This is a genomic window from Rubneribacter sp. (assembly GCF_965361815.1).
Genome location: NZ_CBDTNW010000087.1, coordinates 1 through 19,334 on the forward strand (window position 1 = coordinate 1; position 19,334 = coordinate 19,334).

Genomic DNA, 19,334 nt, shown 5'->3' on the forward strand with positions numbered 1-19,334 from the left:
AGCCCGAGCTGCTGACCATCGGCATCTCCGCGTGCCTGGCGGGCGCGGTGGCGGGCGATCACTGCTCGCCCATCTCCGACACCACCACCCTGGCATCGGACGGTGCGAACGTGAAACACATCGAGCAAGCGAAAACCCAGCTGCCCTACGTCATCACCGTGGGTGCGATCTCATGCGTGTGCTTCGCCATCGCAGGTTTCGTGCGCAACGCGCCCATCTGCCTGGCCATCGGCGCCGTGCTGGTGATAGCGGCGCTGTTCGTGCTGCGCAAGACCATCGGCACGAACACGAAGGGTGCGGCTGCTGCGGAATAGGGAGCGGCAACCGGTGCGGCGACAAACGGATCGCTGAGCGAATCGACGCGTTTGCACAACGAGGGCCTGCGGCAGCGCAGGCCCTCGTTTCGGTTTCAAGGCTTGAGGCTAGTACGGTTCATCCAGGTTGGCATGGGCTTGGGCGTCGGCGTCCAGGGCGAGGAAGCGGGCTTGGCGGTAGCGGCCAAGGGCCACGAGCGCTATCATGCCGGCGTTGTCGCCGCAGGCGCTCAAAGGCGGCAGCACAAGGCGCACGCCCATGCGGTCGCAAAGCGCGCGGTACGCGTCGCGCAGCACGGGATTCGCCGCCACGCCGCCGCCTAGGCAGAACGCGGGCGCGCCCGTCTGGCGCAGCGCCGTTTCGGCCTTCTTCACCTGCACGTCCACGACAGCCTGCTGGAAGCTTGCGCAGATGTCGGGCACGCTGAGCACGCGACCAGCGGCCCGCTCGTTGTTGATGTAGGTGACCACTGCGGTTTTGAGGCCCGACAGCGAGAAGCGCAAGTCGCCCGAATGCATCATCGCGCGCGGAAACGCTATGGCCTCCGGGTTGCCGTGCGCCGCCTCGCGCGAGATGACGGGACCGCCGGGATACCCCAGCCCAAGCGCCTTCGCCACCTTGTCGAACGCCTCTCCCACCGCGTCGTCAATGGTGGCGCCGAGCGTTTCGTAGTCGCCCCAGCCGCGCATGTGCACAAGCATGGTGTTGCCGCCGGACACAAGCGACACCACCGCCGGCGGCGAGAAATCCGGCGCGCCAATCTTGTTCGCGTACAGATGGCCCTCCAGATGGTTGACGCCGATGAGCGGCACCTCGGCCGCCCAGGCCGCGCCCTTCGCAAACGCCACGCCCACCACAAGCGCGCCCACCAGGCCCGGCGCGTAGGTGACAGCCACGGCGTCAAGGTTGGCCCATGTGAGGCGGGGCACGCCGAGGCGAGCGGCCGCCGTGTCCAGGCATTCGTCGCACACGCCGCAGATAGCCTCGATGTGCTTGCGGCTGGCGATCTCCGGCACCACGCCGCCGAAACGCGCGTGGAAATCGATCTGCGAGGCCACCACATCGGCCACAAGCGCGCCCGAGCCGTCCACGATGGCGGCGGCCGTCTCGTCGCAAGACGACTCGATGGCGAGGATGAGCGGACGGGACGCGTCGAGGGGCGAAACCTCGCCGGGCGAATGCGCTTCGAACGTCCCCTGGCGCGGTTTCTCTCCCGAGGCGGCACGGATCGCGCCTTGTGCATGGGTTGCGCCCGATGATTCAGCGGCAGGGAAATCGCGAACTGGGATTTCACCTTGCGGGGACAGCGCACGAGGCTCGGAATCCATGCACAAAGCGCGATCCGTGCCGCCTCGCGCCGATTCGCATGGCGAACCTGCCCCCGCAATCCCCGACTGTCCCTGCTCGCGGGAGGCCGCGTCCACCACAAGCGCCATGCCGGCCACGTCCCGCGCGGAAAGCGGCAGCGGCCCCTCCAGGATGAGCGCGTCCTCGCCGTCGGAGTAGTAGCGCGGCCGCACGCCAAGCGAGCGGAAGCCGAGCGACTCGTAAAACGCCCGCGCTCCCTCGTTTCCCGCGCGCACCTCAAGCGAGCACGCGCTGGCGCCCAGATCGCGCGCATCGGCCGCCACCCGCGCCAGCAACTCGCGCGCGATCCCTCGCCGCCGCCACGCAGGATGCACTCCCACCTTGAGAATCTGCACCCCGCCATCGACGATCCACCCGCCCGCATAGCCCACAAGCTGCGAAGCGGATGAAGCGGCGGCATCGTCGCCACCAACCTGCAAAAACGAACCCTTTCCGCCCCCCAGGCTGTCCGCAACGTCGGCGAAGGCCGCCGCAGCGCCCGCATCGTCGGCAGGCTCCGTCGGCCGGCAGGCCGCCGGAGTCCCGTACGCTGCCCACCACACGCGGTCGGCGCGCGGCAGCTCGTCGGCCACAAGCGCCTCGCTCCACGCATCCGACCCCATGACCTGCGCCTCAAGCGCTGCAACCTCCGCTGCGTGCGCGGCATCGAGCGGCTTGTACGTGATGCCCTCGGCATCGGGCCGCGCGTTCAAAACGGCGGTATCGTGCGCGCTTGCACGCTGATCGCGCCGCACGCCAACGTCCTGCACGCCCGTCACCAGGTTTTTCGGATCGTTTTTCGCCAAGCGGATGCGCTCGTTCTCCTCGGCATCGGACAGGCGCGTGTACACCGGCAGCGCGAGCGCCGGATCATGCCGCCGCGCATCCAACGGATCGGCCTTTCCCGCCCGCCACGCGGCCTCAAGCGCCAGCAAAAGCCCGCGGCCCGTCGGCGTCCACAGCTCCTCGGCCAGCGCTTCGCCGCAAGGCGCGAACAGCTCCCCGTATTTGCGCAACGCGTCGCCCGTCACCAACTGCCCCGCAGCGCCTTCCCGCAGCTCCTCGGCGGCGACCTCGGCCTTCACCACGCGGTCGGCCTCCACGCGCCCCACGCCCGCCTCGTCCAGCAGATAGCGGACCGGGTACACCTCCTTGCGCATGGCGTCGGCTACCACGGCCAGCCGCCCGCGCACACCCGCGGCCTGCGCGTTCCAAGCCACCGCGTCAAGCGACGACACGCCCACCAAGCCCACGCCCAACGCCGAGGCGACGCCCTTGGCCGTGGCCATGGCAATGCGCACGCCCGTGAACGACCCCGGCCCGCGCCCCACGCACACGCACGCGATGTCCGCACGGGAAACGCCTAGGTCGGACAGCAGCGCGTCAATGCGCGGCAGAAGCTGGGTGTTCGACGCCCGTCGCGCCTCCGCCTCCGCAGACGCCGCGCACTCCACCGCGCGCTCCTCAAGGCGCAGCACGCCCACGCCGATGGCTATGACCTCGTTGGCAGTGTCGAACGCGAGCACGTACGGCCCGCGCGCGAAAGCGCCCGAGCGCGAAACAGGCTGAGACATAGGTTACCTCGCAGATTTCATCAGGCGCGACTTCGAGTCCTTCGCCCACAGGAACAGAAGCTGACGGGACCGGTCGCCGTACGCGTGGGCGCAGACCGTGCGGTTCCCCTCGTCATCCGTGCGAATGCATATCTCCAGATAGCCGTACGGCAGCGCCTCGGGGAACTTCTCGCCCCATTCGATGAACGACGCGCCGTCGGCGTCTATGGTTTCGTAATACCCGACGTCCTCAAGCTGATCGGAGGAGTCCAGCCGGTACAAGTCGAAGTGGTACAGCGGCAACGACCCACCCGGATACGTGAGCAGAATGTTGAACGTTGGGCTGGTCACCTGGTCGCGCACGCCCAGCCCGGCGGCCACGCCCTGCACGAACTGCGTCTTGCCCGCGCCCAAATCGCCCGTCAGCACAATCACGTCGCCGGGATGCAGGTACGGCGCCAACGTGAACGCAAGCTGCTTGGTCGCCTCGGACGAGGTGGTCTTGCGAAGGTATGTCAGCCCGTTTGCCATGTTCCGTATGATACCGCTCCCGCCGCCCCTCCAGCGCGTTTCACGTGAAACATCCGCAAGAGGGACGGCGGGAGGCGGCGGGAGCGGCAAAGGCCGCGGCGTGCGCGCGGGGCCGCAGGGCGCAACGCGCAAGGCGCCCTACTTGCCCCCGAACAACCCGCCCAGCTTGCCCAAGATGTCGCCGTCGGCCAGAAGGTCGCCCGCCACCTCGGCTATCCTGCCCATGTCGAGGTCCTTGCCTTCCAGCAACGGCTCCACGGCAGACACGACGTTGCCCAAGTCCTCATCGCTCAAATCCACTCCGACGGCATCTTTCACGGCCTGCGCCGGATCAACGCCGAACTGCTTCAGAAGCGACGGGTCGTCCGCCACCGATTTCACGAACTGCCCCGCCAGCTGCTGCACGTCCATACCGAACCTCCTTGCCAAACGCTTTTCGTCAAGCGCATCCCTGCGGGGGTTCAACCAATTGTTGAACCCCTTGCTTTTTGCGCCCCTTCAACAGGCACTCAGGTATCATAACGAAGGTTATCGACAGGTCGACCTGCGTAGCGAGGTTCAAATAAAAGTTGATGCACGCAGGGCAAAGCAGGAGGGTGGATTCCATGGCAGACAAAGCGCCGGAAGAGGAGCGCAAAGAGAAAAAGCCGAAGGAGCGCCAGTTCGTTGACGCCAAAACCGGCACGAAAATCTCCAAGCCGAAGCAAGGAGGCACCGGGGAAGCCACCAAAGCCCTCCGCGACGAGATGCACGCCGAACGCGCGGGCAACGCGCTGCCGTTCCGCATCGGGGCCGTCGCTCTGTGGGCGGTCGGCATCGTCTGCGAAATCCTGGCCATCCTCACGTCCAACGGCACGCTTTACCTGCCGGGCCTCTCGCCCGTGGTCTGGGTCATCGTGTTCATCGTGGTTGACCTGGTGCTGGTCGTCATCGGATCTCAGTTGTGGAAGCGCGCCAACCACATAGCGCCCGCCTCCAAGGAGAACAAGACGGCTTACTGGGTGCAAACCCAGCTGGGCGTCATCATCGCCGTCATCGCCTTCGCGCCCATCATCCTGCTCATGCTGACGAACAAGGACATGGACGCGAAGTCGAAGAAAATCTGCTCCATCGTGGCCGGCGTGGCGCTGGTGGCGGCCATCGGCAGCGGCATCGACTACAACCCCGCCACCCAGGAGGACCTCGACGCAGCCGAGGCCAGCGCCGCCGTGCTGTCCGACGACGGGCTGTGCTACTGGACCCCCTTCGGCAAGAAGTACCACTTCAACCCCGATTGCCAGTACATCAAGAACTCTGAAACCATCTACGCGGGCACCATCAACGACGCCATGGAGGCCGGTCGCAACGAAGGCTGCTCCGGCTGCACGGTGGAGGGAGGCACTGATGTGCTGGAGAACTCGTCGCCCGAGGACGTCGCGGCTGCGGCGGCGAACGCCATCAGCGTGATCACAGGCGGCGCAACCGGCGAAAACGACGGCGAAGAGAGCGCCGCGCTGCCTGAAGCGGCATAGCGCGCCTCGCCTTTTTGAGGAAGGGCCCTGCGCTCGCACGCGGCGCAGGGCCCTTCCCGTGTCACTTCATCACGAAATCCCCCGGCCGGCGGGGGGCGGTGCGTCGGTAGGTGCGCGCCGGATACCCCAGCAGCATGCAGATTTGCAGCGGCCGATCCTGCGCCCCCAGCCACTCCTTCGCCTCGGGGATGTTTTCGGACGCCCGGCACAAGTAGCCGTTGTACATCACGCCCATCCCCAGCGACGCCGCCATGAGCTCCATGTTCTGGGCCGCCAGCCCCGCGTCGTCGGCGCGCTCGGCCGCCACGAACAGCACCGCCGGAGCGTTGCGGAACAGGTAGTCGTCCACAGGGGAGCGCCGCTCGCGCGTAAGCAGGGGCATCATCGGCTGCGCCCAGCGCGCATCCTCGTCGGTTCTCCCAAGCGCGCAGGCCAGCCCGTCCCACACGATCCGCTTGAACTCGTCCAGCCCCTCCTGCACGGCGACGAACCGGCACGCTTGCGCGTTCTTCGCCGTGGCGGTGTAGCGACCCGCCTGCAAAACGAGCTCCAGCTCCTCCCGACCCACCGGCTGCAGACGGTACGCGCGGATGCTGCGCCGCGACTTGATGGCGCGCAGCAGGTCCTTCGGCGCCACGAACTCGCTCAACTGGGCGGCGGGCTCCACGTCGTCCATGTCGTAGCCCGGAATGGACACCGCGCCCGTCGGGCACACGGCAACGCAGTGGCCGCACAGCAAGCAGCGGCCCAGCACCTGCGCCACGCCGCCTTCGATGCGCAGGTCGTCGGCTATGCAGTCGTCGGCGCATCTGCCGCAGCCGATGCAGCGCGCCTCGTCCACCTCCACCATCGTCATCGGCGCATCGCCTCCGCAGCGGCCTGCGCCGCGGCAACCGTGTGCGCCATGGTCATGGACGTGGTCACGGTGCCGATGCCGCCGGGCACCGGCGTGATGGCACCCACGACAGGCTCCACCTCGTCAAAGTTGACGTCACCGCACAGGTTTCCGTGCGTGTCGAAGTTGATGCCCACATCAAGCACCGTCTGACCGGGGCTGAAGCACTCCGCGCCGAACGCGCGGGCGCGCCCCGTGGCGCAGATGACGATGTCAGCCGAGCGGCAGATCTTCTCCAAGTGCTCGGTCTTGGAGTGGCAGATGGTCACGCTGGCGTTGCGTCGCAGCAGCATCATGGACACCGGCTTGCCCACCACCAAGCTGCGGCCCACCACCACCACGTGCTTGCCCGCCAACGGCACTTCGTAATGGTCGAGCATGCGCACGCACGCCGCCGCCGTGCAAGGCGGGAACCCCTCGCTCGCATCCGTGAACACCGCCGCAAGCGAGGCGAGCGAAATGCCGTCCACATCCTTGTCGGGGGAAAGCGCGTTGCACATGGCTTTTTCGTCGATGAAGCTCGGAAGCGGACGGAACATGAGGCAGCCGTGCACGCCCGCATCTAGGTTGACGGACTGGAGCGTGGCGTGCAGCGCCTCCTGAGGGGCGAACTCGTCCAGCACGTACGGCTTGACGGTCACGCCCAAACTTTCCGCACGCTTGATTGCCGTGCGTTCGTACGACAGATCATCGGGGCGCTCCCCCATACGCACGATAGCGAGCGTCGGCTCTACCCCCGCCGCGCGCAGCGTTTCAATGCGCGGGGCAAGTTCCTGCGCCATGCGCTCGGTGACCGGCTTTCCTTTCAGCAGAACGGCCATGTAGTTGGCTCCTTCTCTTGGAGATATTCGTCGGATGGTCGTGGACGGTTTTGGATGGTTTTGGATGGCTTCAAACGGTTCCGGATTGCTTCGGATAGGTGCTACGAAACCGCCTGCTTGACGTGCTGGAACAAGTCATCGCAGCGCGCGCGGACAGAATTGGCCACGGCGTTTGCCCGGTCGCGGTAACGCTGAGCCTGCTCCCTATCATCCATGGAAGCGGCGTTGATAAAGATGTTGAGGCTGGCCCCATCCGCCGCCGCACGCGCGAACGCCGCCGCCACACCGGCGTCGGAAAGCGCCATCTTGCTGCCGTTGTGGGCCAGGAAATCCGTGAGTTCCACCACGTCAGACACGCGCTCCATGATTTCGAGCGGCACGTCGCACGCGCCCACGAGCGCCGCCTGCAGCGCCTCGTTTTTGGCCGCCTGTTCCTCGGGCGTTGCCTTGGGCATACGATACGCCGCCGCCAAGGGCGAAAACGCGCGCGCGTCCTCGTCTACCAGCTCAAGCAGACGCTCGCGTACGTCGGCCAGCTTCTCCAATGTCACGTACACCTCGGCTTCCACCTGGGCGTACGCTTTCTTCCCCACGGTCAGGTTGCCCACCATGGAAGCAAGGGCCGACGCAAGCGCGCCCACGTAGGCGCTCGCCCCGCCGCCGCCCGGCGTGGGCGCGGCACTTGCCAATTCGTCGATAAACGTCGTGTCCACCGGTTGCCTCCCATCGAATCCACGTTGCAGCACATGTATTGTTCGCATGATACGCTATGCCGCACACGCCGCACCCGCCGGACAACGAAACCTGCACGAACCCTCGACGCGCGGCTGATCGCCAGCAGCGCCACCAACAGCAGAATTGATGACAGAGGGCGGGGACAAGAAAAAATAGGGCGTATGTCTTCTATGCGATGAGAGATTTGGCGCAAGTTTGACACAGATTGAGACGAGCCGTTTTGCACCCCTTTGCGCGGCGTTGCCCCCTTGCTATGTTGCTCCCTTGTTATCCGATACGTGTTTCTTCCCATTGACTTTTTTCTTGCGTCTCGGTACCGTAATGACAGGTAATGACAAGAATGTGAGGAGGGTGCAATGTATACTTCCACATTAACAAAAACAGGCAACTCTGAATCTATTGCCATTCCCAAGGGGCTGCGAGAACGACTGGGTGTGTCCGCGTCGGAGCCGGTTGAACTTGATAGTCCGCGCGAGAATGTGGTGGTCGTTTATTTTAAGCGAGATGATCAGGCGCGCAGGCTTGAACGCTTGGAGAAGGCCGAGCAGAGTAATGCTGAATTGTCGAGAGGAAAAACGTGGCCTTTGGGTGCAACCGCTGAGGACATGGTGAGTGCAGCACGAAAGGATGGGCGCATCCATGGCGACTATCCTCTTTGATGTAAATGCACTCGTGTACTGGTGTTTTGTCGGTTCGAACAAACATGAGGAAGTGAGTTGCGCAGTGCGCAATCTCATTATGAGCGATGCGGATATTTTGGCGTGCGCGTCATCCCTGAACGAGGCCTATTACACGCTCGCCCATCATTGTGACTTTTCCGAAAAAGAGGCACGTCAAGCCATTGCGAACATTGTGGACGTATTCCCTCTTGCGCCAACGGATGCGCGTGTTGTGAGGGCGGCGCTTGTTTCCGATGAGCCGGATTACGAAGATGCGATTGTTCGAGCGTGCGCCGAACTCAATCAAGTAGATGCTCTTGTGAGCTACGACAAAAAGGCTTTTAGAGGTTCTCCCGTACCGAAAATAACGGCCCATGAGGTATGCGACTTTATCTCTAAAATTACTCGGCGATAAAGATGCATCCTGACATCCTCGTCCTCTGTAGAGTGACGCAAAAAGAAAGCCCGCTCTAAGCAAGAAAAGGCCCCTACTAGACAGCTCAAAAGGCTACCTTCGCAGGGGCCTGTGGAGTTCGTCCGCAAGACTAAGCGCAACGCTGTTGCATTTTGAAATTCAACCTACCAGGGCGAACAAGCCACCGAGCAAAGACGTTGCAAATATCTGCGAAAGAGTAGTTCGAGAGGATTATTCGGAAACCGAAACCGAACGCACAACCGTCAGAGACTCGCCCGCAAGACCACCGGAAGCCCGCTTCACCTTGAAGTAGGTGACCTCCACTTCATCCCCAGGACGACACTCGTCAAGTTCCACGGGAAGAAACTCAGTATGACCCGAAAAGTCAAAAAGCATTTCTTGCTCGCCTTCCTCCCCCGAATCGCGCATCAGGACAAGCGCTTGCAGAGCGTGCGGATCGGCCTCGAGAATCGTCCCGCGGCCAGTCAACACAACACTTGCCATTCCCCCTGCGCGATCCTTCATACCTCCCTTTTCCGCAACAGCATAATCAGGGCCGCTTTCCACTGGCGCGCAACCATGCAGCACCATAAGCGCTAAATAGACAAGGCAGCCGAAAAACAGTTGTCTCATAACTAAGCAATAAGTCCATCGATATTTGGGTCTAAAACCATACCCGTAAGAATTCCCGTTTTGTACATAATTTACAAGATATCCCTTATCGCCATTTTTGTCTCTGAAACCCATGGGTTACCTTTCGGTTGTCCTATTTACCTATCATCGCGATGTCGTATGGAATATATTCGAATAACAGGTTGCGATCCACCAACCACCACGTGCTTTTTCATGGGAAAACCGCGCAACCAAAGGTTACGAACCGCAGGTCAGAAACGCGTTAACGTTCCCATCCCTATTTTTTTTTCTGCCTGTTAGTGCTAGTGCGAAATTGCAATCTGTAGGTTGAAATCGTTGCAAAGTGCAGGTTAAAATCGTTGCAATCTGTAGGTTGAAATCGTTGCAAGGAGCTGGCTATGGCCGATTACCTGTCTCGCATTGTTGATGATGAATTAGTTGAAAAGCTCTCGTATGCAGGAGCCGTTGTTATCCGTGGTCCTAAATGGTGCGGAAAGACAGCTACAGCTTTGCAGCGCGCACAAAGCGTTGCATTTCTGCAAGACCCCGACGAACGAGCCAACAATATGGCCATAGCCGATGCAAAGCCTTCCCTTCTTCTGCAAGGTCAAAAACCTCGGCTCATTGATGAATGGCAGGAAGCACCCCAACTCTGGGATGCCGTACGTTTTGCCGTAGACCGATCCAACGAACCAGGGCAATTTATGCTTACCGGATCGGCCACACCGACAGCCCGCCCACACCACACAGGCACAGGACGTTTCTCCTTCCTCGACATGCGCACCATGTCCCTTTTCGAATCTGGCGATTCTACAGGCGAAGTCAGTCTCAAGCACCTGTTCGGCAATGTAGGACACGCGTCACAAAGCGACATCTCGGTAGAAGGATACTCAAATCAGGATATAGAAAGCCTGTCTTACGCGGTATGCCGAGGTGGTTGGCCCCGCGCAGTCACCATTTCCAACGAGCGTGCTGCTCTTGCCATGTCGCGCGACTACCTATCAGCTATTGCCGAGGAGGATGTCTCGCGTGTGGATGGCGTGAAGCGAAACCCTCAGTACGCACGCATTATCATGCAGGCATACGCCCGCTGCTCGGCAACCCAAGCCGACATGAGTACCGTACGCAACAATTTGAGGGCTCACGGCAACGATATGTCGAGAGAAACCATTAACTCCTACATCGGAGCACTTCGCAATCTCTACGTCATTGAAGATGTGCCGGCATGGGCACCGTCTCTCCATGCCAAATCGCGCATCACCACTACGCCCGCGCGCTTCTTTACCGATCCATCCATTGCGGCAGCAGCTCTTGGTGCGAGTCCGCAACTTCTCTTGCGCGACCTCTCTGCCTACGGTCTGCTTTTCGAGAACCTCTGCGTGCGCGATCTGCGCGTATACGTCGAACCTCTCAACGGCAGAATCCTTCACTATCGCGACAACACCGGTCTTGAAGCTGATTGTGTCATCGTGCTTGACGATGGCCGCTACGCGCTTCTTGAAGTAAAAATGAGTTCTAAACTTATAGATGAGGCTGCAGAAAACCTCAAAAAACTCGTCGGCAAGATAGACCCCAGTATTATGGGAGCACCATCGTTTTGCGCCGTCCTCACCCCAGGAGGCTACGCTTATCAACGCAATGATGGCATCCTGGTGATTCCTATCACCTGCCTGCGCCCTTAGTTTCGATGGATAACGGAAGTAAAATGCCAGGATGTTTGACTAGCACGTAAAAACAACTGATCGAAAGCGCTATATACGTTGTACCGTTTCCCTCATTGGATGCGTAACACTGCTCTTTCCTCACCAAAAGCACCACACTTATAGATATTCGTCGTTTCTTTCATGCCTTATCTCCAACATCAAATCGGCATTTGAACGCTCGAATTCATTAAGTTGCGAAGGAAGCGCGTCGTACTCCTCCGGCGTATACAACTGGTTGTACCAGCTACATGATGCAAAATGCGCAGCCAGATCTTCACGATTAAAACCGCGCCCATGACGTGCATATATCTCATTGTGGGCAACATAAAGTTCCCATACCGACAGAGTCTCAAGTTCCTCCCGTGTGTAATACCTCGTATTACTGTCAGGTAAAACGTACTCCGATTCCGCAATATCGACCCTATTCTCAGAAAAAGGCTCGGTTGTCTCGATATCAGTCGAAGCAACAAGCGCAAATCCCAGCCCACCAATGAGAACCAACAAACAACCAAGCCCAATAAAATTCGGGAGAAGTTTTTTCATGATAAGCCCCTAACTCTGCCCGATCAGCCCATGTTTATGTTCGGAGGAAGATAATCAGGTGGATAGCGCCCAATGAGATCTTCCCTTGTCAATTTCCAATCGTCGAGCATCACTAAGGAGGCGGCTTCCCTTGTCGAAGCGGCTTTACCAGCCATCTCAAGGAGTTTAGCGCCGTTTACTAACTCCATATTCACGCCAGGGCTCCGTGCATACTCCTTTGCTTCTGCACTAAAATCGCTCGTTGTAATAAAAATGAGCTTCTTTGCCCGATATGCCACATTAGCGCCATAAAGTTTTTGAAGATGAGGCCGACCAACTTTGTGCGATTGGCTAAAACACTTGCATTCCACCAATGCCGACAAAACCGTTCCCTCATACAGAATTATGTCGAAGCCTCCATCCCCCGTTCGTGACGTTACCACCGCTTTATAGCCTTGGGCTCGATACAATTGCGCGCAGTATTCTTCGAACCCCGCATAGTTTCCGCTTTCGGCATAATTACTTATGATGGACTCTATCGTTTGATAGCTGAACATCGTCTGCCGCATCCTTACCGCACGGGCATATTTCTTGGCTTCGAGCGAATTACGCTCTACCGACACGCCTCTTTTTCTCAACGCATTTGCAAGCCAGATGATCTGGACAGGGCTGGTGCTCGCAACACGAAATCGACCAACCTCTAGAATGCTTTTACCAACCAGAATGTTATTGGTCTTTCTCCGCCTATCGCGACTTCCGTCTTTGTTTGGGTACCTCCAGCGAGGATATACGAGAACAAATCGACTCGCCCCATCATCGGTTCTTCGCGAAACACGCACCGCATTATCGAGTTTAATTTCGTATGTTTCATAGAACGCATTTTTTAGATACTCGTGGTACGTTCGATATGCAAGCACGCAAAATGCTACAATCGCCACAAGCAACGCAAGAAAAATGAAAACAGAAAGCACTGTAATGTTTCTGTCTCCCAAAGGAATAATCTCGATACTAAGCGCACGAAGTACTTCGTCGACACTACCCATAAGACACGCTCCCTTGATTCGACGAGATAGTACGCAATCTTTGCCCTCAAGCCAGTATACCGTAGTCAATCGTATTAGCGCGAGGACCAACCCAATAATCTCATGCTTCTAATTACGGTAGATATTTTTCTCTAATCGCGCATTTATCCTGTTCACAGTCTTATGAAATCTTATGACAAACAGAGCGACAGAGGACGGGGATAACGTCATATTTGAGGCGTATCCCGAATATGACGCTATCCCCGTCCTCTGTCATTTGTCATTTACTCTGAGGGCTCCCAGAAGGAATGCGTGTTAGCACTCCTCCCCACGCCAACGTTTCAGGCTAGGCAGCACAGCACCCATGAGCGACACCGCTTCGTCGTTTGTCCAGCCCATCGCCTCCGCCATGCGCGGCGCGCATTCCTCTATCATGGCGTCCATGCTGGTCTCGTAGGTGTAGGCGCCCGCGTCGTAGCACCAGCGGCAAAACTCCTCGGTCACGGAGCCGTCCGCCTCGCGCGCGAATTGATCGGACGCAGTGAACATCATGCCGCAGCTTTGGCAGTAATGCTCGGGCATTTCCAGCAGCGCGGTAACGGGCACGTCCAGCGCCAGCGCGATGAGCTTCGTCATGTCGATGCCGGGCGTCGTTTCGCCCGTCTCCCACCGTGACACCGCCTGCCGCGTCACGAACAGCTTGCCAGCGAGTTCTTCTTGAGTAAGCCCGCGCTCACGGCGCAGCTGGGAAAGCACGTCTTTGATGGGCATGGGTCGTCCTTTCGTCGGTGGTTTTTCGAAGGCGGGGTACGGTGGGCACCGTGCCTTGCTGCGCATTATCAACCGAACGGGAAACGCCGCGCAAGCAACAAGCTGTTGCGAAAGAAAGAAGCCTGTTCTCTGTCACTCGCTGCCACTCGCCACGGCATTCAACCCCAGTCAGGCATCAAGCCTCTCAGCGGTAAGGAATCCGGAAGTTTTATGCAATAGGCCTGCAACCACGCAACCGGCGCGATTGCCAGTCGCATAGCGAACAAAAATTGCAAAGCGCAGGATGGCCTGATGGGAGTATTGCCTTGTCGAAACTCGCAGGTTGTTTGTAACGTCAGCGAGGGTGCTGAGGTGACCTGCGGGTGCCGAGGTGACCTGCATTGGCGCGAAAGACCAAGAACGCGCACTGGGGCGCGCGACGAGGGCTTGGAACGCCAAGGCGGGGCGCATCGGCGCCCCGCAGCGTCAGTTCGTCCGCCGCCGCGTCAGCAACGGCGGAACGCATATTAGAACAACCCGGAGATCTTGCCGTTCTCGTCCACGTCTATCTTGAAGGCGGCAGGGGCCTTGCCCAGGCCGGGCATGGTCATGATGGAGCCGGTGAGCGCCACCACGAAGCCGGCGCCGGCCGACACCTTCACCTGGCGCACCGTCACGGTGAAACCACGCGGCGCGCCCAGCAAAGCGGCGTTGTCGCTGAAGGAGTACTGCGTCTTGGCCATGCACACGGGCATGCCGCCAAAGCCCAGCTCTTCCAGCTGCGCAAGCTCCTTCTTCGCCGCCGGCTCGAACACCACGCCGTCGGCACGGTACACGCGCTTGGCGATGGCCTCTATCTTCTCGGCAAGCGTAAGGTCGTCGCCGTAGGCGAACTCGAACGTGTCCGCGCTGCGGCCCTCGGCATCGCCCTCCTGGCACAGGCGCACCACCTCGTCGGCCAGCGCCAAGCCGCCCTCTCCGCCCTTCGCCCACACCTCGGAAAGCGCCACGTTCACGCCCAGCTCACGGCACTTGCGCTCCACGAGCGCCAACTCGGCCTCCGTGTCCGTGGGGAAGCGGTTGATGGCCACCACGCACGGCAGGTTGTACACCTGCGTGATGTTCTCCACGTGCTGCAGCAGGTTCGGCAGGCCCGCCTCCAACGCCTCCAGGTTCTCCGCGCCCAAATCGGCCTTCGCCACGCCGCCGTGGTTCTTCAAAGCGCGCACCGTGGCCACCACAACCACCGCGTCCGGGCGCAGACCCGCCAGACGGCACTTGATGTCCAGGAACTTCTCCGCGCCCAAATCGGCGCCGAAGCCGGCCTCCGTCACGCAGTAATCGCCCAGCGCCAGGGCCATGCGCGTGGCCATGATGGAGTTGCAGCCGTGCGCGATGTTGGCGAAGGGGCCGCCATGCACGAACGCCGGCGTGCCTTCGAGCGTCTGCACGAGGTTGGGCTTGAGCGCGTCCTTCAAAAGCGCCGTCATCGCGCCTTCGGCGTGCAGGTCGTGCGCCGTGACCGGTTTGTCGTCGTAAGTGTAACCCACCACGATGCGGCCGAGGCGCTCCTTCAAATCGGTGATAGAGGTTGCCAGGCAGAAGATGGCCATCACCTCGGAGGCCACCGTGATGTCGAACCCGTCCTCGCGCGGCACGCCGTGGGCCTTGCCGCCCAGGCCGTCCACGATGCTGCGCAGTTGGCGGTCGTTCATGTCCACCACGCGCTTCCAGGTGATCTTGCGCACGTCGATGCCCAGTTCGTTGCCGTTGTGGATGTGCGCGTCCAAAAGCGCCGCCAGCAGGTTGTTGGCCGCGCCGATGGCGTGGAAGTCGCCCGTGAAGTGCAGGTTGATGTCCTCCATGGGAACCACCTGGGCGTATCCGCCTCCAGCCGCGCCGCCCTTGATGCCGAACACGGGGCCGAGCGACGGCTCGCGCAGCGCCACCACCACGTTCTCGCCCTGGCGCGCCAGCGCGTCGGCCAAGCCCACCGTGGTGGTGGTCTTGCCCTCGCCTGCCGGCGTGGGGTTGATGGCCGTCACCAAGACGAGCTTGCCCGGCGCGTGGTCAACGTCCTTGAGCAGGTTGTAGTCCACCTTCGCCTTGTTGGTGCCGTACATCTCCAGGTACTCCTGGGGCACGCCCGCCTTGTCGGCGATGGCGCTGATGTGCTCCGGCTTCGTGGCTTGGGCAATTTCAATGTCGCTCAACACGTCAAGCCCCCTGTTCCTCGATTCGTCGGTTCCTTGGGTCCGGTCGCCTTATGGCCACCTCATTCTACCCGCCGCGTCCGCCCGGGCGGGCGGCAATCCCCCAAGAGCGCAAGAAAGCCGCACGGCCGGAAGCCCAAGGGCGCGGCTCACTCCGCAAGCACGCGCCTGCGGGCCAGCGCCTGATTGCGGTTAGCGAACGACTTGCAGCAGCACTCCCACAGCACCGAGCGGCCTTCGGGCGTGTAAGTGTACACCAGATCGAACGCGCCCTGTCTGCGCGAGAGGGCGCGACGCAGCTTTTCGGCATAATCCTTGCTTTGCGCGAACACGCTTGGGCACGCGTAACTGGTGCGGCAGTCTTTCAGAGGACCAACACGTCTGACCAGCACGTATTTGGGATTGTCGATAGGCGCGAGCAGTTCGGAAACAGCCTGGGCGAACACCTCCTGCTCGCGAACGGCGGCGTTGCGCAAGCGAAACGTTATCGCAACCGACAGCGGGTCGGCCGACACGCGCACCTTCGCGCCGGGGGTTGTCACCAAGCCGACGGCGTACAGCGCTTCGAGCACGGCTTCGGCTGCGGTCTGCACGTTTTTGCGCGGGCTCATCCTGCGAGCGAGGCGCACCGCCCCGCGCACCAGGAGCACGGCTCCTGCGAAAAGCGCCGCCGCCAGCGCAGCCAGCGCCGCCCCCGGCAACTCGGCGCCGGAAAGCCGCAGCGCCCGGACGCCTCCCGCCACCGCCCAAGCCAGCGCTCCTTCGACGCACCCCAGAAGCGCCAACGGCAGCATGTTCAGGAGCCTGAACGAGAGCGCAGGTCGCGCCGGCGCCACCTGGCCCTGCGACTCAACGCACACGGCGGCCGCGTTCGGCAGCGCCCCCTCCCAGGAGCGCGCCATGGCCTCCCGGTCGCGCGCAAGCTCCTCCATCTGGCGGTTGATGCGCGCAATGCCGTCTTCGTCGAAGGGCGGTTCCACGATGTCGAGGCGCTCCACGCCGCTCTCGATGACGCGGCGACGGTACGCAGGGCCCATGAAGCAGTCGAACCGGCGCACGAGCGTCTCCCAATCGGCGCCCTCAAGCTCCCGCGACCGCTCGAGGCCGGAGTAGAAGAGCCTCTGGATCCAAGGGGCGTCTTCGCCGAGCAGCGGCTCCACGCACACGAGGTGCCAGATGTTGGCGGTCTTGCCCGGTCGATCCCCATCCACCCGGATGGCGCGCCCGCGCATCTGGTTGGACAGCATGAAGCTGCCTACGAACGTGGCCAGCACGAGCGCGTTGATGCACGGGGAGTCCCACCCCTCGCCCAGCAGCGACTTCGTGCCCACCAAAACGTTCACAAGGCCCTGCCGAAACGCTTCGGTCATGACGGCGACCTTGCCCTTGTTCGATCCCTCGAACGAAACCACGCAGAACCTTGCATGCGGCAGCGGATCGAACGAGCAAGCGACTCCCCGCTCATGCGCGATGCGCCCAACTCCTTCCGCCGCGCCGTTCGGCACGATGACGAGCGAACCGGTGAGCAGGCCGAGGGACACGCCCTCGCCCACCGTGCGGCGGATGGCCTCGAACGCGGGCACGGCCCCCATGGAGGAGAGGGGAAGCTCCGTGCCGATAACGCCGACGAGGTCCTTTTTGATGTAGTCGGTGAGAACGAGCATGCGCAGGTCGTCGCCGAGCACCGAGGCTTCGAGCGCGGCCACCTCGGCTAATCCGTGCAGCTTTCCCATCGAGGACACGAGCATGCGCGAGAGCCTGCGGTCGGCCCGCAGGCGAACCCGACCGCGCTCAAGCAGCCCGTACCGCGCGACCAGGCCTTTCAATTCGGCGCTGACCTCAGGCGTGAACAGCTCCGGTTCGTCTATCAGAAACTGGAACGCCTCTTCGAGATCGCGTGCGCAGCGCCGTCGGCCAACGGGCGCGGCCCTCGTCCCCTTGCGGCGCGTGAGCCTCAGCAACCCGGAGGGCACGGCCATGCCGTCTTGCTTCGCCGCGCGCACAAGCGTGGCGAAGGGGCGCTCGTTCTTCAAGATGACATCGAGGTGGTCGCGATAAGACGCCACCAAGCCCGACGCCTCAAGGGCGCGGCTCACTATGCGCGATTCAAGCACTTCGTCGCAGCACCGGTCGACGCGGCGGCGGTACTCGTTTGCCGCTTGGCGCTCAGACGTTGTGGGCAGCGTGAAGCGGACGTAGTCCTGATGCGGGCACAACGTCCCCTTCGCGACAAGCTCCGGTACGAATATCTCCTCGTCAACGGGGCCGCACAGCGATTCGTAACGCGCCCATTCGGCCGCCGTGGAATCGTAGGGGGGCGTGGCGGTGAGCGCTATGACGGTCACCGATCCAAGGGCCTTGATGAACGCCTTGAGGGCCCGATGCCACTCGCTGCGCAGATGATGGGCCTCGTCAAGGCACACAACGCGCACGCCGGCATCCTTCGCAGCGGCCACCAGGTCGAAATCGGCGAAATCGTGCCGCTCCACGGCATCCGAGGCGACGTCGGCGGCTGCGCTGGCGCCGTCGTCCGCATCGTCCTCGTCGGCAAGGTCGCGCGCCTCAACGTCCACAGCGCGCGTCGAGGCAGCATGGAGGGCCTGGTAGGTGACCGATGTGATGGGCCGGAACGACTCGAGGTCGAACGACACGAACTCGTCAAGGGATCGTCCTGCGGGAAGGAAGCGCTCCTCAAAGCGATCGCCCCACTGCTGGCGGATGGTCACCGACGGCGACAGCACGATGGCCGGCTGTCCCAGACGCCGGACGAGCTCAAGCCCGAGCACCGTCTTTCCGCTGCCAGGCGCCGCGACGATATGGATCCGCCCGTCGGCCAGATGGTCCCCCACCCGGTTGAGCACAGTCTGCTGATAATCGCGAAACGTCCCGCGAAACGACACGCCGTCAAACGCAGCGCCCTTCGCCTCCGTCACGTCGTCGCCTCTTCCGACCGGCCTTCACGGCCCTCTGCGGCCTCGTACACAAGGCGCAGGCCCTCAAGGGTAAGCTCGGGGTTCGTGGCGGTGATGGTGCGCGACTGCGCCGCCACGCGCGGCGCCAGGCCGCCCGTGGCCACCACCGGCGCGCGGTAGCCCAGCTGGTCGAAGATGCGCCGCACCAGCCCGTCCACGCGGTCGGCCTCGCCGTACACGATGCCCGCCTGGATAGCTTGCTCGGTGTTGCTGCCGATGGCGGTATGCGGATCCACCAGATCGATGGCCCCCAGCTTCGTGGCCCGCGAAAACAGCGCCTGAGCCGACGTCTCCACTCCCGGCGCGATGACGCCGCCCGCGAACCGCCCTTCGGCGTCGATGACCTCTATGTTCGTGGCCGTGCCGAAATCAACCACCACCACGGGCGCGCCGTAGAGCGCCTTGGCGGCCACAGCGTCAGCCACGCGGTCGGCACCTATCTCGCGAGGGTTCGGATAGCCGGTCGCGAAGAGCGCACCCGCCGTCTCGGCTGAACATACGAGCGCCTCGCGCCCGGTCATGCGCACCGCCGCCGTCCGCCACGCCTCGGTGAGCTGGGGCACCACGGAGGCCAGCGCCACGCCCGCAAGGTCGCTCGTCTCAATGCCCTCCGAGGCCAAAAGCGGCGCGAGCTTCACGCGCAGCTCGTCGGAAGTGTGGTGCTTGTTGGTGGCCACACGCCACCAGTGGCACAGGAGCCCTTCCCGCTCCCCACCCAACACCGTCTGGGTATTCCC

At 62.0% G+C, this 19,334-nt stretch carries 18 protein-coding genes; 5 read left to right on the plus strand and 13 right to left on the minus strand.

The window, feature by feature from the left end; genetic code table 11:
- Window positions 1–314, plus strand: a 314-nt coding sequence (locus ACWKY3_RS06360) for a Na+/H+ antiporter NhaC family protein (RefSeq protein ID WP_449315586.1), incomplete at its 5' end; no start/stop codon positions are given.
- 108 nt (window positions 315–422) lie between these two features.
- On the opposite strand, the gene tsaD is transcribed toward ACWKY3_RS06360, so the two are convergent.
- The 3 genes from tsaD to ACWKY3_RS06375 all read right to left on the minus strand — a co-directional run bounded on the left by tsaD (window position 423) and on the right by ACWKY3_RS06375 (window position 4,157).
- Window positions 423–3,236 (minus strand): tRNA (adenosine(37)-N6)-threonylcarbamoyltransferase complex transferase subunit TsaD, encoded by a 2,814-nt coding sequence (gene tsaD, locus ACWKY3_RS06365; RefSeq protein ID WP_449315587.1) that lies wholly within the window; start codon window positions 3,234–3,236, stop codon window positions 423–425.
- A gap of 3 nt (window positions 3,237–3,239) precedes the next feature.
- A complete protein-coding gene (gene tsaE, locus ACWKY3_RS06370) occupies window positions 3,240–3,746 on the minus strand; it encodes a tRNA (adenosine(37)-N6)-threonylcarbamoyltransferase complex ATPase subunit type 1 TsaE (protein ID WP_449315588.1) in 507 nt (168 codons plus the stop codon).
- 138 nt (window positions 3,747–3,884) lie between these two features.
- On the minus strand, window positions 3,885–4,157 hold the full coding sequence (locus tag ACWKY3_RS06375) for a homocitrate synthase (protein ID WP_449315589.1): 273 nt from the start codon (window positions 4,155–4,157) through the stop codon (window positions 3,885–3,887).
- A gap of 194 nt (window positions 4,158–4,351) precedes the next feature.
- Here ACWKY3_RS06375 and ACWKY3_RS06380 point away from each other — a divergent pair, with 194 nt between their 5' ends.
- The gene (locus ACWKY3_RS06380) at window positions 4,352–5,257 is read left to right on the plus strand and encodes a hypothetical protein (protein ID WP_449315590.1); all 906 of its coding nucleotides are present in this window, start codon (window positions 4,352–4,354) and stop codon (window positions 5,255–5,257) included.
- Between the two features lie 61 nt (window positions 5,258–5,318).
- Here the strand turns inward: ACWKY3_RS06380 and ACWKY3_RS06385 are convergent, their stop codons facing one another.
- The 3 genes from ACWKY3_RS06385 to ACWKY3_RS06395 form a co-directional block, all read right to left on the minus strand.
- Window positions 5,319–6,113: a nitroreductase family protein gene (locus tag ACWKY3_RS06385; protein WP_449315591.1), complete on the minus strand. Its 795-nt coding sequence runs from the start codon at window positions 6,111–6,113 to the stop codon at window positions 5,319–5,321.
- Window positions 6,110–6,973, minus strand: a complete 864-nt coding sequence (locus ACWKY3_RS06390; protein WP_449315592.1) for a bifunctional 5,10-methylenetetrahydrofolate dehydrogenase/5,10-methenyltetrahydrofolate cyclohydrolase — start codon at window positions 6,971–6,973, stop codon at window positions 6,110–6,112. Before ACWKY3_RS06390 ends, ACWKY3_RS06385 begins: the two co-directional genes overlap by 4 nt.
- Window positions 6,974–7,074: 101 nt before the next feature.
- Entirely contained in the window at window positions 7,075–7,686 is a 612-nt protein-coding gene (locus ACWKY3_RS06395) for a cyclodeaminase/cyclohydrolase family protein (protein WP_449315593.1), read from the minus strand.
- A gap of 378 nt (window positions 7,687–8,064) precedes the next feature.
- Between ACWKY3_RS06395 and ACWKY3_RS06400 the strand changes: the two genes are divergently transcribed.
- A complete protein-coding gene (locus tag ACWKY3_RS06400; protein ID WP_449315594.1) occupies window positions 8,065–8,367 on the plus strand; it encodes a hypothetical protein in 303 nt (100 codons plus the stop codon).
- On the plus strand, window positions 8,348–8,782 hold the full coding sequence (locus ACWKY3_RS06405) for a type II toxin-antitoxin system VapC family toxin (RefSeq protein WP_449315595.1): 435 nt from the start codon (window positions 8,348–8,350) through the stop codon (window positions 8,780–8,782). The genes ACWKY3_RS06400 and ACWKY3_RS06405 overlap by 20 nt, the downstream gene beginning before the upstream one ends.
- A 231-nt stretch (window positions 8,783–9,013) precedes the next feature.
- Here ACWKY3_RS06405 and ACWKY3_RS06410 read toward each other — a convergent pair whose 3' ends face one another.
- Entirely contained in the window at window positions 9,014–9,529 is a 516-nt protein-coding gene (locus ACWKY3_RS06410; RefSeq protein ID WP_449315596.1) for a hypothetical protein, read from the minus strand.
- A 284-nt stretch (window positions 9,530–9,813) separates the two neighbouring features.
- Here ACWKY3_RS06410 and ACWKY3_RS06415 point away from each other — a divergent pair, with 284 nt between their 5' ends.
- Window positions 9,814–11,097 (plus strand): ATP-binding protein, encoded by a 1,284-nt coding sequence (locus tag ACWKY3_RS06415; protein ID WP_449315597.1) that lies wholly within the window; start codon window positions 9,814–9,816, stop codon window positions 11,095–11,097.
- A gap of 138 nt (window positions 11,098–11,235) precedes the next feature.
- On the opposite strand, the gene ACWKY3_RS06420 is transcribed toward ACWKY3_RS06415, so the two are convergent.
- The 6 genes from ACWKY3_RS06420 to ACWKY3_RS06445 form a co-directional block, all read right to left on the minus strand.
- On the minus strand, window positions 11,236–11,661 hold the full coding sequence (locus ACWKY3_RS06420; RefSeq protein WP_449315598.1) for a YARHG domain-containing protein: 426 nt from the start codon (window positions 11,659–11,661) through the stop codon (window positions 11,236–11,238).
- A 23-nt stretch (window positions 11,662–11,684) separates the two neighbouring features.
- A complete protein-coding gene (locus ACWKY3_RS06425) occupies window positions 11,685–12,683 on the minus strand; it encodes a restriction endonuclease (RefSeq protein ID WP_449315599.1) in 999 nt (332 codons plus the stop codon).
- A gap of 294 nt (window positions 12,684–12,977) precedes the next feature.
- Window positions 12,978–13,433: a zinc ribbon domain-containing protein gene (locus ACWKY3_RS06430; RefSeq protein ID WP_449315600.1), complete on the minus strand. Its 456-nt coding sequence runs from the start codon at window positions 13,431–13,433 to the stop codon at window positions 12,978–12,980.
- Window positions 13,434–13,939: 506 nt separating this feature from the next.
- Complete coding sequence (locus tag ACWKY3_RS06435) at window positions 13,940–15,628, minus strand: formate--tetrahydrofolate ligase (RefSeq protein WP_449315601.1); 1,689 nt, start codon at window positions 15,626–15,628, stop codon at window positions 13,940–13,942.
- Window positions 15,629–15,774: 146 nt separating this feature from the next.
- On the minus strand, window positions 15,775–18,558 hold the full coding sequence (locus ACWKY3_RS06440; protein WP_449315602.1) for a DEAD/DEAH box helicase family protein: 2,784 nt from the start codon (window positions 18,556–18,558) through the stop codon (window positions 15,775–15,777).
- On the minus strand, window positions 18,555–19,334 hold a 780-nt coding region (locus tag ACWKY3_RS06445; protein ID WP_449315603.1), incomplete at its 5' end, for a type III pantothenate kinase. The genes ACWKY3_RS06440 and ACWKY3_RS06445, both read right to left, overlap by 4 nt.

Excerpts from the sequence above, each read along its gene's own strand:
- tsaD (WP_449315587.1), bottom strand. The coding sequence starts at position 3,236 with ATGTCTCAGCCTGTTTCGCGCTCGGGCGCTTTCGCGCGCGGGCCGTAC.
- tsaE (WP_449315588.1), bottom strand. The coding sequence starts at position 3,746 with ATGGCAAACGGGCTGACATACCTTCGCAAGACCACCTCGTCCGAGGCG.
- ACWKY3_RS06375 (WP_449315589.1), bottom strand. The coding sequence starts at position 4,157 with ATGGACGTGCAGCAGCTGGCGGGGCAGTTCGTGAAATCGGTGGCGGAC.
- ACWKY3_RS06380 (WP_449315590.1), top strand. The coding sequence starts at position 4,352 with ATGGCAGACAAAGCGCCGGAAGAGGAGCGCAAAGAGAAAAAGCCGAAG.
- ACWKY3_RS06385 (WP_449315591.1), bottom strand. The coding sequence starts at position 6,113 with ATGACGATGGTGGAGGTGGACGAGGCGCGCTGCATCGGCTGCGGCAGA.
- ACWKY3_RS06390 (WP_449315592.1), bottom strand. The coding sequence starts at position 6,973 with ATGGCCGTTCTGCTGAAAGGAAAGCCGGTCACCGAGCGCATGGCGCAG.
- ACWKY3_RS06400 (WP_449315594.1), top strand. The coding sequence starts at position 8,065 with ATGTATACTTCCACATTAACAAAAACAGGCAACTCTGAATCTATTGCC.
- ACWKY3_RS06405 (WP_449315595.1), top strand. The coding sequence starts at position 8,348 with ATGGCGACTATCCTCTTTGATGTAAATGCACTCGTGTACTGGTGTTTT.
- ACWKY3_RS06410 (WP_449315596.1), bottom strand. The coding sequence starts at position 9,529 with ATGGGTTTCAGAGACAAAAATGGCGATAAGGGATATCTTGTAAATTAT.
- ACWKY3_RS06415 (WP_449315597.1), top strand. The coding sequence starts at position 9,814 with ATGGCCGATTACCTGTCTCGCATTGTTGATGATGAATTAGTTGAAAAG.
- ACWKY3_RS06420 (WP_449315598.1), bottom strand. The coding sequence starts at position 11,661 with ATGAAAAAACTTCTCCCGAATTTTATTGGGCTTGGTTGTTTGTTGGTT.
- ACWKY3_RS06425 (WP_449315599.1), bottom strand. The coding sequence starts at position 12,683 with ATGGGTAGTGTCGACGAAGTACTTCGTGCGCTTAGTATCGAGATTATT.
- ACWKY3_RS06430 (WP_449315600.1), bottom strand. The coding sequence starts at position 13,433 with ATGCCCATCAAAGACGTGCTTTCCCAGCTGCGCCGTGAGCGCGGGCTT.